The sequence below is a fragment of the Microbacterium sp. CCH5-D1 genome (assembly GCF_001557335.1).
Taxonomy (GTDB): domain Bacteria; phylum Actinomycetota; class Actinomycetes; order Actinomycetales; family Microbacteriaceae; genus Microbacterium; species Microbacterium oxydans.
Genome location: NZ_LSJW01000269.1, coordinates 1 through 11178 on the forward strand (window position 1 = coordinate 1; position 11178 = coordinate 11178).

15 protein-coding genes and 1 tRNA gene are annotated in these 11178 nt (G+C 68.3%); 7 read left to right on the forward strand and 9 right to left on the reverse strand.

Annotated elements, in window-relative coordinates; translation table 11 throughout:
* From AX744_RS16185 to AX744_RS16195, 3 genes are all read left to right on the forward strand, one after another.
* The coding region (locus AX744_RS16185; protein WP_157543632.1) for a thioredoxin domain-containing protein at positions 1 to 466 on the forward strand (466 nt) is incomplete at its 5' end.
* A gap of 45 nt (positions 467 to 511) precedes the next feature.
* A tRNA-Thr gene (locus tag AX744_RS16190) sits at positions 512 to 584 on the forward strand.
* Positions 585 to 698: 114 nt separating this feature from the next.
* Positions 699 to 1097 (forward strand): VOC family protein, encoded by a 399-nt coding sequence (locus tag AX744_RS16195; RefSeq protein WP_058630992.1) that lies wholly within the window; start codon positions 699 to 701, stop codon positions 1095 to 1097.
* 39 nt (positions 1098 to 1136) lie between these two features.
* On the opposite strand, the gene AX744_RS16200 is transcribed toward AX744_RS16195, so the two are convergent.
* Positions 1137 to 1769, reverse strand: coding sequence for a hypothetical protein (locus AX744_RS16200; protein ID WP_061018022.1), 633 nt, complete (start codon positions 1767 to 1769; stop codon positions 1137 to 1139).
* A 115-nt stretch (positions 1770 to 1884) separates the two neighbouring features.
* Between AX744_RS16200 and AX744_RS16205 the strand changes: the two genes are divergently transcribed.
* Positions 1885 to 2163 carry a hypothetical protein gene (locus AX744_RS16205; RefSeq protein WP_061018024.1) on the forward strand — a complete coding sequence of 93 codons (279 nt, stop codon included), beginning with the start codon at positions 1885 to 1887 and terminating at the stop codon, positions 2161 to 2163.
* A gap of 30 nt (positions 2164 to 2193) precedes the next feature.
* On the opposite strand, the gene AX744_RS16210 is transcribed toward AX744_RS16205, so the two are convergent.
* Positions 2194 to 2517, reverse strand: coding sequence for a DUF7882 family protein (locus AX744_RS16210; RefSeq protein ID WP_061018027.1), 324 nt, complete (start codon positions 2515 to 2517; stop codon positions 2194 to 2196).
* A 182-nt stretch (positions 2518 to 2699) separates the two neighbouring features.
* Here AX744_RS16210 and ppk2 point away from each other — a divergent pair, with 182 nt between their 5' ends.
* The gene (ppk2, locus tag AX744_RS16215) at positions 2700 to 3548 is read left to right on the forward strand and encodes a polyphosphate kinase 2 (protein ID WP_442922837.1); all 849 of its coding nucleotides are present in this window, start codon (positions 2700 to 2702) and stop codon (positions 3546 to 3548) included.
* 66 nt (positions 3549 to 3614) lie between these two features.
* Positions 3615 to 4568, forward strand: coding sequence for an aldo/keto reductase (locus tag AX744_RS16220; protein ID WP_061018039.1), 954 nt, complete (start codon positions 3615 to 3617; stop codon positions 4566 to 4568).
* On the opposite strand, the gene AX744_RS16225 is transcribed toward AX744_RS16220, so the two are convergent.
* From AX744_RS16225 to AX744_RS16245, 5 genes are all read right to left on the reverse strand, one after another.
* Entirely contained in the window at positions 4531 to 5250 is a 720-nt protein-coding gene (locus AX744_RS16225; RefSeq protein ID WP_061018031.1) for a response regulator transcription factor, read from the reverse strand. The two genes, AX744_RS16220 and AX744_RS16225, sit on opposite strands and share 38 nt — an antisense overlap.
* Positions 5247 to 6521, reverse strand: a complete 1275-nt coding sequence (locus AX744_RS16230) for a sensor histidine kinase (RefSeq protein WP_061018033.1) — start codon at positions 6519 to 6521, stop codon at positions 5247 to 5249. The genes AX744_RS16225 and AX744_RS16230 overlap by 4 nt, the downstream gene beginning before the upstream one ends.
* A 9-nt stretch (positions 6522 to 6530) precedes the next feature.
* Entirely contained in the window at positions 6531 to 7346 is an 816-nt protein-coding gene (locus tag AX744_RS16235) for a transporter (protein WP_046746539.1), read from the reverse strand.
* Positions 7343 to 8254 (reverse strand): ABC transporter ATP-binding protein, encoded by a 912-nt coding sequence (locus AX744_RS16240; RefSeq protein ID WP_046746540.1) that lies wholly within the window; start codon positions 8252 to 8254, stop codon positions 7343 to 7345. The genes AX744_RS16235 and AX744_RS16240 overlap by 4 nt, the downstream gene beginning before the upstream one ends.
* Positions 8255 to 8350: 96 nt before the next feature.
* Positions 8351 to 9031, reverse strand: a complete 681-nt coding sequence (locus AX744_RS16245; protein WP_227750912.1) for an SOS response-associated peptidase family protein — start codon at positions 9029 to 9031, stop codon at positions 8351 to 8353.
* 48 nt (positions 9032 to 9079) lie between these two features.
* Between AX744_RS16245 and AX744_RS16250 the strand changes: the two genes are divergently transcribed.
* Positions 9080 to 9991 carry a DMT family transporter gene (locus tag AX744_RS16250; protein ID WP_061018035.1) on the forward strand — a complete coding sequence of 304 codons (912 nt, stop codon included), beginning with the start codon at positions 9080 to 9082 and terminating at the stop codon, positions 9989 to 9991.
* Position 9992: 1 nt separating this feature from the next.
* Here AX744_RS16250 and AX744_RS16255 read toward each other — a convergent pair whose 3' ends face one another.
* Both AX744_RS16255 and msrB read right to left on the reverse strand, forming a co-directional pair.
* Positions 9993 to 10556, reverse strand: a complete 564-nt coding sequence (locus AX744_RS16255) for a nitroreductase family protein (RefSeq protein ID WP_046746542.1) — start codon at positions 10554 to 10556, stop codon at positions 9993 to 9995.
* Positions 10553 to 10957, reverse strand: coding sequence for a peptide-methionine (R)-S-oxide reductase MsrB (msrB, locus tag AX744_RS16260; protein WP_061018037.1), 405 nt, complete (start codon positions 10955 to 10957; stop codon positions 10553 to 10555). Before msrB ends, AX744_RS16255 begins: the two co-directional genes overlap by 4 nt.
* Positions 10958 to 11178: the final 221 nt, after the last annotated feature.

An 11178-nucleotide genomic window follows, 5' to 3' on the forward strand; every position in this document is an offset into this window, starting at 1 on the left:
CGCTCTGCTCACCGCGAGCTCGAACGGCACGAAGTACTCGCTGCGGTCCGCAGCGGCTGCCGCCTGCGTGGCCAGCCACTCGCCTGCACAGTTCTATGCGTTCAATCACGACCTGCTCGACAAGCAGCCCGACGTGGGCAGCGACGGCATGTCGGATGAGGATCTCGCCAACCTCGCAGCCGCCGTCGGCACCGACAACACCAAGGCCGTGCGCTCGTGCATCGAGGACGGGGACTTCGTCAGCTGGGCGAAGGAAGCGACCACCCGCGCGCTCGAAGGACCACTGTCCGGTTCCAAGGACCTCAAGCTGAACGCGTCGCCCATGATCGTCGCGAACGGCGAGGCATACGTCGGTGCGTTCGACGATCCCGCCGAGTTCTCGCAGTTCGTGCTCAGTGTGGCCAGCGACGCCTCTCGCGAGACGCCGACCCCCACGCCGACTCCGACCACCACGCCTGCCTCCTAGGTCGAGGTGTGGTTGATGCCATCGCTAAGCTGATGGATGGCATCCGCCGACTTGGCGCAATTGGTAGCGCACCGTACTTGTAATACGGGGGTTACGGGTTCGAGTCCCGTAGTCGGCTCCGCACACGAAGGCCCGCATCCCCTTGGAAACACCGGGGATGCGGGCCTTCGTCGTCGCACTGATCGTGACCAGGGCGTGGACGCGAGCCCGTCCTTGACACCAGGATGGGCGCATGACTCTAGGCGACTTTCCGGTGAGGGCTTCGATCGGCGTGAAGGACATCAAGCGATCCGTGGCCTTCTACGAAGGCATACTGGGGCTCGTCCCCGCAAGCATCGGCCCGAGCGCCGACATCGAAGGGGGCGCCCGTTTCTACGCGTGCGGGCAGGGCACCATGCTCAACGTCTTCGAGACCCCGACGGCGGGGTCGACGCACTCGACGGTCGCCACTTGGTACGTCGACGACCTCGATGCGATCGTCACAGAGTTGACGGCGGCCGGCGCTGAACTCGTCCACTACGACGGTTTCGACCAAGACGAACGAGGGATCGGCCCCCGTGCCGGCGGTGGTCGCATCGCTTGGGTGGAAGATCCCGACGGAAACACCCTCGCGTTCGAGACAGATGACTAGGAACGCGTCACTCGTGTCCTCCGCCTTCCGGGTCGGAGTTCAGCTGCAGAAGCCGGTTGCGGGAAGCGTGTCCGTGACGGTGATGCCGCGGACGAACGGCTCGGCTTCGGAGACCTCGAAGACCATCCACCGAGGACTCGTGCCGACGACGTAGCCGGAGGTCCCCGGCGCCGCGTCGAATGCCCCGTCCGGTTCCGCGGTGGTGAGCTCGTCCAACGTCGATCCCAGGCCGATGCCGCTCTCCGTGAGAGGTGAGGTCGCCACGGGGCCGGACAGGGGGACATCGCCCGGCACGCGAATGGTGATGCCTCTCACGCCGCTCTCTCCGGGGTGACTGATGATCCCGAAGCTGGCCTGTGCGCCCTCCGCCGTCTCGTAGTACTCCAGGTCTTCGCAGGGGTCGGTCAGGGCGAACGTGGGGCTCAGCGCATCGACGATCGACTCCGAACCGAGCTGTGCGCGGCCGATCCCCTGGTCGGTGATGAGCCAGGTCGACGTGTCCGCCGCGTCGAAGCTCGGCGTCGATGACCGGGTCGGGCTCGGGGGAGCGGTCGGAGTGGTCGAGGCTGTCGCAGACGGGGTCGGATCCGCGCTCGGAGCCGAGCATGCGGCGAGGGTGATGGACAGGGCCGCGGCTGCGGCGAGGCTGACGAGCCGAACGGAGGTGCGCACAGGTCGAGCATAGGAGTGCGACAGGGATCGCCCGGGGACCGAGCGCTTCCCGCGAGGGTGTCGTCGGTCGCACGGCCGGCACCGGAACGGAACGCGGGCGTCCTAGGCTGGTCTGATGCTCAAAGGACTGATCCGCCCCGTCGAAGCCCACAGCGTGACCCTCAAGGGCGAAGACCTCGTCGAGGTCCGCGCGCAGCTCACGGCTCAGGCTCCCCAAGGGTGGGACCTGGTGTCGGCCATGGCGACGATGGAGAAGGCCGGGTCGATGCGCTCTGTCGAGGGCAAGTTCCTTCGCCGCGACGGGATTCGCGAGATCGAGGCCGACGACATGGCCGCGCTCGAGGGTCAGGTGCCGGAGGGATGGCAGTTGCTCTCCGTGTGGAAGACGGACTGACGTCTCCCTGCGTGTCCGGCGCGGGCGAGTTCAGCTCGCTTCGTCGATCGGCGGCGCCTCGACGACCTCTTCGATCAGGCTGATCCCGCCTGTCGAGCTCGCCGACTGCATGAGGTCCTGAATCCACTTCGGGTTCAACTGCGGCGCCTCCGGTTCGTCGAAGGTGAAACGGAGCGGAATCGACGGGTGCAGCCAGATCGTCGAGCGCCCGGGGGAGTCGCTGTCAGGGTGACGCCACGACAGGGTGAAGCTCTCGTTGCGCCGCAGTTTCGTCGCGATGACCACCTTCAGATGTGCGAGCGCCCGATCCTCGATGTGGATCGCATCGCCGTTGCCGTACTGGATCGTTCCCATGGGGGAAACCCTATCCGCCGACACCTCCCACCCGCTTCTGCCCTCAGCGGCACGCGGAGGCGAGACCATTCCGGAGTATCGCACTAGACGGTGATATGTTACTGACTGTTGAGTTTCCTGGCGGTCCTGCGGATGCGCCAGGTCGAAGACGGCGCAGGTGGCCGACTCCCCGCCGCGGCCACCTGCGCTTGCCTCCTGAAGGCGGGATCCCTGGAGCGCTCATGCCGGAAGCGACGACGCCGGAAGGGCGGCACGATGTCACGGAGAAGCTTGCGCGCGCCGCGTACGAGCGCGAGAAGCGGCTGCTGCAGATCGAGCTCCTGAAACTGCAGGCGCACATCAAGCGCTCATCCGAACGTGCGCTCGTCCTCTTCGAAGGCCGCGACGCCGCGGGGAAAGGAGGCGCGATCAAGCGATTCATGGAGCATCTGAATCCTCGCGGTGCGCGTGTGGTCGCCCTCGACAGACCCAGCGACATCGAGCGCACGCAGTGGTACTTCCAGCGCTACGTCGCGCACCTGCCGTCGGGTGGCGAGATCGTCCTGATGGATCGTTCCTGGTACAACCGCGCGGGGGTCGAACGGGTCATGGGGTACTGCTCGTCTGCCGAGTACGAGGAGTTCCTCCAGACGGCACCGCAGTTCGAGCGCATGCTCGTCGGCTCGGGCATACGGCTCATCAAGCTGTGGTTCTCGGTCAGTGAGCACGAGCAGCGTCGACGCTTCGCCCGGCGGGCTGAAGACACTGTCAGGCAGTGGAAGCTGAGCCCGACCGACGTCGCGAGCATCGATCGATGGGATGACTACACGGCAGCGGAAGAGGCGATGTTCCGCCAGACCGACACCGCGGCACTTCCGTGGCTCGTCATCAGGTCGGACGACAAGAGACGAGCGCGACTGGAAGCGATGCGGTCTGTCCTCACCCGCTTCGACTATCCCGGCAAGGATCCTCTCATCGCTCACGCGCCGGATCCGCTGCTCGTCACCCGTCCGTCGCAGCACTACGGTGACGACGAGACGCCGACGCCGTGACCGGCACCCGACGCAACACGGCGTCATCCGGGAATGCGGGCGATGGGATCGACTGTTGTGATCGTCATGACTCGCATCGGAACAAGTGACCTCGACGTCCTCCCCCTCTCGCTCGGCGGCAACGTGTTCGGTTGGACAGCCGACCGCGACACCTCGTTCGCCGTGCTGGATGCCTTCGTGGACGGCGGCGGCGACTTCATCGACACCGCCGATTCGTACAGCGCCTGGGTTCCGGGAAACGAGGGCGGCGAGAGCGAGACGATCGTCGGCGAGTGGCTCGCGTCTCGGAAGCCCGCAGGGGTGGTCGTCGCCACGAAGGTGAGTCAGCATCCGGACTTCCGCGGTCTGGCCGCCTCGAACGTCCGTCGGGCCGCCGAGGCATCGCTGCGGCGTCTGGGCGTCGATGAGATCGACCTGTACTACGCCCACTTCGATGACACGTCGGTTCCCCTGGAGGAGACCGTCGCAGCCTTCGGACAGCTCGTCGACGACGGTCTCGTGCGTCACGTGGCGGTGTCGAACTACTCCGCCGATCGCATCCGTGAGTGGATCGAGATCGCACGGCGCACGGGTGTGGCGCTCCCCGTCGCCGTGCAGCCGCATTACAACCTCGTGCACCGCAACGAGGTCGAGGACTCGATCATCCCGGTCGCCGAGGAGTTCGAACTCGGACTCGTGCCCTACTACTCCTTGGCGAGTGGCTTCCTCACGGGAAAGTACCGGTCGACGGAGACCGTGGGCCAGGATTCGCCGCGCGCGCAGGGAGCGGCGAAGTACGCGACCGAGGCGGGACTGCGGATCATCGACGCCCTCGAGGAGATCGGGGATGCGCACGATGCCTCCATCGCCGCGACCTCCCTCGCCTGGCTTCGCGCGCAGCCGACGGTGGTCGCCCCGATCGCGAGTGCGCGCAGCGTGGAGCAGGTTCCCGATCTTCTCGCCGGGGCGCGCCTCGAACTGTCGAGCGAAGAGGTGCAGCGGCTCAATCGGGTCTCGGAGTGGACGCCGACGAACGCGTGATCGGCGGGCTCTCGTCGCCGACGAGCCCGAGCCGGTGCGCCAGGATCACCGCGTGGATCCTGTCACGGGCACCGAGCTTCGCGAGGACCCGACCGACGTGCGTCTTCACCGTGGACTCGCCGACGTAGAGCGTCTGAGCGATCTCTGCGTTGGTGAGGCCGCGGCCCATCGCGACGAACACGTCGCGCTCGCGCTCGGTGAGCGACTCGAGAGCGGCGCTCTCGGCGGGTGCAGGAGCCGCGGCGGCGCCGAGCTGCGGCGTCACATGTTCCAGCAGCGTTCTCGTGATGCGAGGAGACAACGCGGCATCGCCACGATGCACGGCGCGTACGGCGGAGATCATCTCGTGTCGCTGCGCGTCCTTCAGCAGGAATCCGCTCGCCCCCGCCCGGATCGCCCCGAACGCGTACTCGTCCAGATCGAACGTCGTCAGCACGAGTACCTTGGTCTGCGGACGGTCCCGGATGATCGCCTCCGTGGCGGCGATCCCGTCGAGCTCCGGCATCCGGATGTCCATCAGCACCAGGTCGGGCGCGAGCACGGCGCTCTGCGTGATGGCCGCCCTGCCGTCTCCTGCCTCGCCGACCACGACGATGTCGTCCTCCGATTCGAGGACCATCCGGAACCCGACTCGGATGAGCTGCTGGTCATCCACCAGCAGCACCCTGATCCTCTGCGTCATCCCTCTTCCTCTCTCGTCTGCGCCCGTGCGACGGACGCGCCCCCCGATGCGGGCAGGACCGCCCGCAGGACCCATCGTCCTCCACCTGCCGGCGCCGACTGCACCGTGCCGTGCACGTGGGCGGCGCGCTCCGACAGGCCACGGATGCCGAACCCGTCCGACCCGATCGCGCCGGAGACGCCGTCGTTCACGATCTCGATCGTCACGGCGTCGCTCGTGTACTCCAGGCGCACACTGATGCTCTCGGCCGTCGGGGCGTGACGCATGGCGTTGGTCACGCCCTCCTGGACGATCCTGCCGATCGCGTGCGCGACAGCGGGGGAGACCTCCGTCTGCCCGACCACGGTGAGCGTCGCCGGGTAGCCTGCGCGCTGAGCGGCTTCCACGGTGTCTCGTGCGGGCACGGGCTGCATAGGGGCCAAGGGCAGCGGCGACTCGTCGTCGCGTAGCACCCCGAGCATCGCGCGCATCTCGGTGAGTGCGCCTCTGGCGGTGTCCGCGACGTGCGCCGCGGCCTTCTGAGCCTGTTCGCGGTCGGGGGTGGCCGCCGCTCCCTCGGACAGCGCGACGATGACGGTGAGCGAGTGGGAGACGATGTCGTGCATCTCGCGTGCGATGCGTGCTCTCTCCGATGCGGCCGCGAGCTGCGCCTGCTGGTCGCGCTCGATCAGCAGCTGGCGCGAACGGTCGATGATGGCGAGGAGATAGCGTTTGCGGCCACCCACGTTCACGCCGACCAGGGTGCCGATGAGGCCGAGCGCCGCGTAGCCGAGGGCGGTGTCGATCCCGACCTGGAGTACGGTGGCCCCGCTCAGCATGAGCACCGTGGTGAGCACGAGGAACCAGGCAGCGCCGATCCCGTAGCAGATCCACGCCAGGCGGGCCGAGCTGTAGACCGCGATGCCGTAGCAGGCCACGAGCAGGAGCACGATGCCGCCCGACATGCCGGTGAAGAGCCCGACGGTTCCCAGGATCACGGCGGCGATGAAGGGACCCAGCGGCGCTCGACGGCGCCAGAGCAGGGTGCTGCATCCGATCGCGACCATGACCAGGGTGGCGATGTTGACAGTGACGTACGTGGCCTCGGGCAGCGTGCTGCGCGGATAGGGCGCGGCCGGAGTGAGCGTCAGGAACAGGCAGATCAGCGCGATCAGGATGTCGGCGAAGAGTGGGTGACGAGCCCAGAACCGCCGGAAGAGACCCGGGGCACGCGGAAGCCGCAGCTCCTCGTCCTCGCGGATCGAGTCGCTGCGGCTTCGCGTTCTGCTCACAGGCCGACTTTACGCGTCGCGCGTGCGCAGCACGCCCCACGCGACCAGGGCGCCACCGGCGACCCAGCAGCCCAGCGTCAGGAACGCGACGGGGGCGTCGAGAGCAGCCGTCTCACCGGGCATGATCGCGGACTGTGCGGCTGCCACCGGGAGGTACGCCGACGCTTCGGTGACCCATGCCCAGGCGTCGCCGGCGAAGGAGAAGAAGCTCGCGACGATCGGCAGGACGAACAGCACACCGACAGTCGCTGCGATCGCTCCGGCGCCCGAGCGCAGGATGAAGCCGAACGAGACCCCGATCAGCGCGAAGACGGCCATCGCGAGCGAGGCGACGACGATCGGCAGCAGCGATGCGGACGGGTCCGACCACTCGATGCCCTGATCGCGCGGCGCGACGATGAGCGTGACCGCGAGCGCCGCGACGGCGAAGATCACCAGCGACGAGATGAACATGAATGCGGCCAGTACCGTCGACTTCGCCGCCAGCACCGAGCCGCGGACCGGGTTCGCCGTGAGCGTCGAGCGGATCATGCCCGTCGAGTACTCACCGGTCACGGAGATCGCACCGATGATGCCGGCGAGCAGCATGGTGAACTGGATCGGCATGATGACGGCCTGGATCGGTTCGAAGTCCGGCATGTCGAGGGCTTGGGCGATGAGCACGGCGATCGCGACCGTCAGGGCTGCAGCGATCCCGATGGACCACCAGGTCGAGCGCAGTGTGGCGAGCTTGATCCACTCGCCGCGCAGTGCACGCCCGAACGTCAGCTTCCGACCGGTGTCGACGCGCGGCCGCGTGGGTGCGGGGGCTTGTGTCGTGGTCATGAGATCTCCTTGGTGCGGTACTCGACGGAGTCGCCGGTGAGAGCGAGGTAGGCGTCTTCCAGCGAACCGGTGGTCGGGGTGAGCTCGTGCAGCGGAATACCGCGGTCGGCGGCGAGGTCGCCGATCCGCGCAGCGGGCAGGCCCACGATGTCGAGGAGGTCGGGAGCGGAGCTCGCGATCTCCACGTCGGGTCCGCCGACGGCCGCAGCCAGGTCGGCCGGTCGCGGGGTGCGCACCCGCACCGTGTTCCTCGTCCATGACCGGACGAGATCTGCGAGCGGTGCATCGGCGAGCACGCGCCCACGTCCCATCACGATGACGTGATCCGCGGTCTGTGCCATCTCGCTCATCAGGTGGCTCGAGAGGAGCACGGTGCGCCCTTCCCCTGCGGCATGACGGACGAACTGACGCACCCAGCGAACACCTTCGGGGTCGAGGCCGTTGACCGGCTCGTCGAGGATCAGCGTGTGCGGATCGCCGAGCAGCGCCGAGGCGATGCCCAGCCGCTGGCCCATGCCGAGCGAGAACCCTCCCGCACGTTTGCGGGCCACGGACCCGATGCCGGCGAGGTCGATGACCTCGTCGACGCGCGAGGAGGGGATGCCGTGGGTCGCTGCCATCGCGCGGAGGTGGTTGCGGGCCGTGCGGCCGGTGTGCACCGCCTTGGCGTCCAGAAGCACTCCCACCTCCGTCAGCGGGGCGCGGAGCTTGCGGTACTCGCGGCCTGCGACGGCGGCGCGCCCCGACGTGGGACGGTCGAGGCCGACGATCATCCGCATGGTGGTCGACTTCCCCGCACCGTTCGGGCCCAGGAAGCCGGTGACGCTGCCCGGCTGGACGGTGAACGACACGTCGTCGACGGCGGTCTTGTCTCCGAACCTCTTGGTGAGGCCTTCTGCTGTGATCATGAGGACAACGTTACGGAGCGAGGTCGGGAGTGCGCGTCCCCCTCAGGTACACATCTGGTGCCGAGGCGTCCGACCGACGGCGGATGTATCGGTGTGTCAGCGGCGCGGACGAGCCTGAACCCGCGCGGCCATCTCGTCGGACGCGATGATCGCCTCGTCGATGATCTCCCGCGAAACCGGAGCCGTCAGCCAGTCGTGGCTCAGCGACGCCGGGATGAGCAGCGGCATCCGATCGTGGAGATCGACGAGGTGCGCAGGCGCGGGGCGCATGACGATCGAGTAGCACGTGTACCACTGGTCGTCTGCGGTGCGGCCGCGTTGCGTCACGGCGGCCATGCCGAACAGGGTGCCGTCGTCGACGATGAACTCGTTCCACTGCCGGGACGGCTTCTGCATCTCGTACCAGCTCGTTGCCGGGACGATCCCTCGCGACTTCGCGCCGCCCGGGCGCTCCTGCAGGCGCTCGGAGCGGGTGTTGATCGACGGGAACTTCGCCGGCTCGCCGTTCACGAGGAAACCCCACCATGCGGGTTCCAGCGTCGGCGCTGTGTCGGGCTGCACGATCAGCGGATTGAGGTTGCGCAGGTTCTTGCCGGTAGGACGGACGGTCTCACCCGCGTTCTCCTGCGCCCAGACGCGCAGGCCCTCGAGCACCGCGTCGTCTGCCGCGGCGAGGAGCTCTGCATCGGTGAATCGGGGATCGAGACCGTAGCTCGCGCACATGCCGTCAGCGTAGCGCGGGGCGCCGACATCCGGGTGGGAGGGAGCGGGCAGCATCTCGGGTAGGGTCGACGGGTGCCAGAGCCTCGTCGAATCCCCGCCCCGGTGGCACTCGGAGGGGCGGTCGCGATCGGGGTCATGACGGCGATCCAGGCGCGGATCAACGGCGTGCTCGGGGTGCGCGTGGACGACGGCATCGTCGCCGGCTTCCTCTCCTTCTCCGTCGGCCTGCTGGCACTCGCGATCGTGATCGCCTGCCTCCCCTCGGCTCGACGGGGAGTGGCGCGTCTCTGGAGCGGCGTCCGACAGCGCACGATCCCCTTCTGGATGCTCCTCGGAGGCGCCTGCGGTGCACTCACCGTCTCCACCCAGGGGCTCACGGCCGGAGTCCTCGGCGTCTCGCTGTTCACGGTCGGCGTGGTGGCGGGACAGACCGTGCACGGTCTGGTGCTCGATCGCATCGGATTCGGACCGGCCGGCGTCGTCGCGGTCACGCCGGGACGTGTCCTGGGAGGTGCGCTCGCGCTCGCCGCGGTCGGCATCTCGCTGTCCGGGGACGTGCTGGCGTCAGCGCCACTGTGGATGCTGCTCCTGCCGTTCGCGGCCGGGGTCGGCATCGCGTGGCAGGCAGCGACCAACGGGCGTCTGGCCCAGCGCGCGCGCTCACCTCTGGCCGCGACCCTGATGAGCTTCGTCGCCGGAACCGTGGTCCTCGCGCTGGCGTCCGGCGTGAGCATCGCGTTCCGTGGGGCACCCGCCGCCCTCCCCACCGAGCCGTGGCTGTACCTCGGAGGCTTCCTCGGCGCCGCCTACATCCTCCTCGGCACGTTCATCGTGGCGCAGACGGGGGTGCTGCTGATGGGCCTGGGATCGGTGCTCGGCCAGCTGACCACGTCGGTGGTGATCGACCTGGTGTGGCCGCCCGCAGCAGGGCCGGCGCTCTGGCAGGTGCTCGCGATGGTCGTGGTCGCCGTCGCGTCTGTCGTGGTCGCGGTGCCGTGGCCTCGCCGCCGCTGAACTACTTCTTCTTCGCCTTCTTGGGTGACGGCTTCGGCATGCGCGTGACGAGCTTGCGGGCGTCGACGGTCTTGCGTCGTCCCGGTTTCTTGTGTTCGGGCTTGCCGCCGACGTAGAGCCAACCCAGGAGCTCCTCGTTCTTCCCGAGCCCGTGGGCCTTGGCGACGGCCTTGGCTCGCGTGTAGTGGCCCGTGCGCCAGATGACGCCCCACCCTGCCTCGTCGAGGAGAAGGCTCAACGTGTGGGCGACCCCGGAGGCGACGGCCTCCTGCTCCCACCGGGGTACCTTCTCGCTCTTCTGGTAGCTCGCGACGACGGCGATGAGCAGCGGGGCGCGCAGCGGCTTCGACGAGGGAGAGGAGTCGCCCTGTGCCTTCGCGATCGCCGCGCCGAGCACCTCCCGATCCGCGCCTCGCAGCTCGATCAACCGCCAAGGGCGCAGCGACGAGTGATCGGCCACGCGACCCGCGGCCGCGACCAGCGTGAGCACCTCGTCGCGGGTGGGCGCGGTGTCTTCGACCTTCGACCAGGACTGCCGCGCGCGGACGGCGTCGAGAGCGCTCACGACGCGTCGGGCGTGAAGTTCAGCGCGATGGAGTTCATGCAGTAGCGGTCGCCGGTCGGCGTCCCGAATCCGTCGGGGAAGACGTGACCGAGGTGCGACCCGCAGTGGGCGCAGCGCACCTCCGTGCGCACCATCCCGAGGCTGTCGTCCTCGATGAGCTCGACCGCGTCAGGACGGATCGACTCGTAGAAGCTCGGCCAACCGCACCCGGAGTCGAACTTCGTTCCGCTCTTGAAGAGCTCGGCGTTGCAGGCACCACAGGTGTAGAGGCCGGCGCGTTCCTCGTCGAGCAGCTCGCCCGTCCAGGCCCGTTCGGTCGCGGCCTGACGCAGCACCGCGTACTGCTCCTCACCGAGCTCCTCGCGCCATTCGTCTTCGGTCTTGTCCACGCTGTACGACATGTGTCCTCCTGAGTCGCTTCCATTCTCTCCCGGGAGACGAGGTCTCGGGTGCTCAGCGTCAGAATGGGACGATGACCGATGCCGTGCAGGACCGCTACGCACGATTCGCCCGCGACGAGGCGCCCGGACGCAGCGCCCTCTACGCCGAATGGGCCGCCGGTGTGGCGGACGACGACGAGCTCAAGGCCATCCTCCAGCGGATCCCGGAGAATCGTCGGCAG

Coding starts and splice junctions, on each gene's coding strand:
- AX744_RS16225 (WP_061018031.1), bottom strand. CDS start 5,250: ATGACGCAGAGGATCAGGGTGCTGCTGGTGGATGACCAGCAGCTCATC.
- AX744_RS16240 (WP_046746540.1), bottom strand. CDS start 8,254: ATGATCACAGCAGAAGGCCTCACCAAGAGGTTCGGAGACAAGACCGCC.
- AX744_RS16210 (WP_061018027.1), bottom strand. CDS start 2,517: ATGGGAACGATCCAGTACGGCAACGGCGATGCGATCCACATCGAGGAT.
- AX744_RS16220 (WP_061018039.1), top strand. CDS start 3,615: ATGACTCGCATCGGAACAAGTGACCTCGACGTCCTCCCCCTCTCGCTC.
- AX744_RS16205 (WP_061018024.1), top strand. CDS start 1,885: ATGCTCAAAGGACTGATCCGCCCCGTCGAAGCCCACAGCGTGACCCTC.
- msrB (WP_061018037.1), bottom strand. CDS start 10,957: ATGTCGTACAGCGTGGACAAGACCGAAGACGAATGGCGCGAGGAGCTC.
- AX744_RS16195 (WP_058630992.1), top strand. CDS start 699: ATGACTCTAGGCGACTTTCCGGTGAGGGCTTCGATCGGCGTGAAGGAC.
- AX744_RS16235 (WP_046746539.1), bottom strand. CDS start 7,346: ATGACCACGACACAAGCCCCCGCACCCACGCGGCCGCGCGTCGACACC.
- AX744_RS16245 (WP_227750912.1), bottom strand. CDS start 9,031: ATGCTGCCCGCTCCCTCCCACCCGGATGTCGGCGCCCCGCGCTACGCT.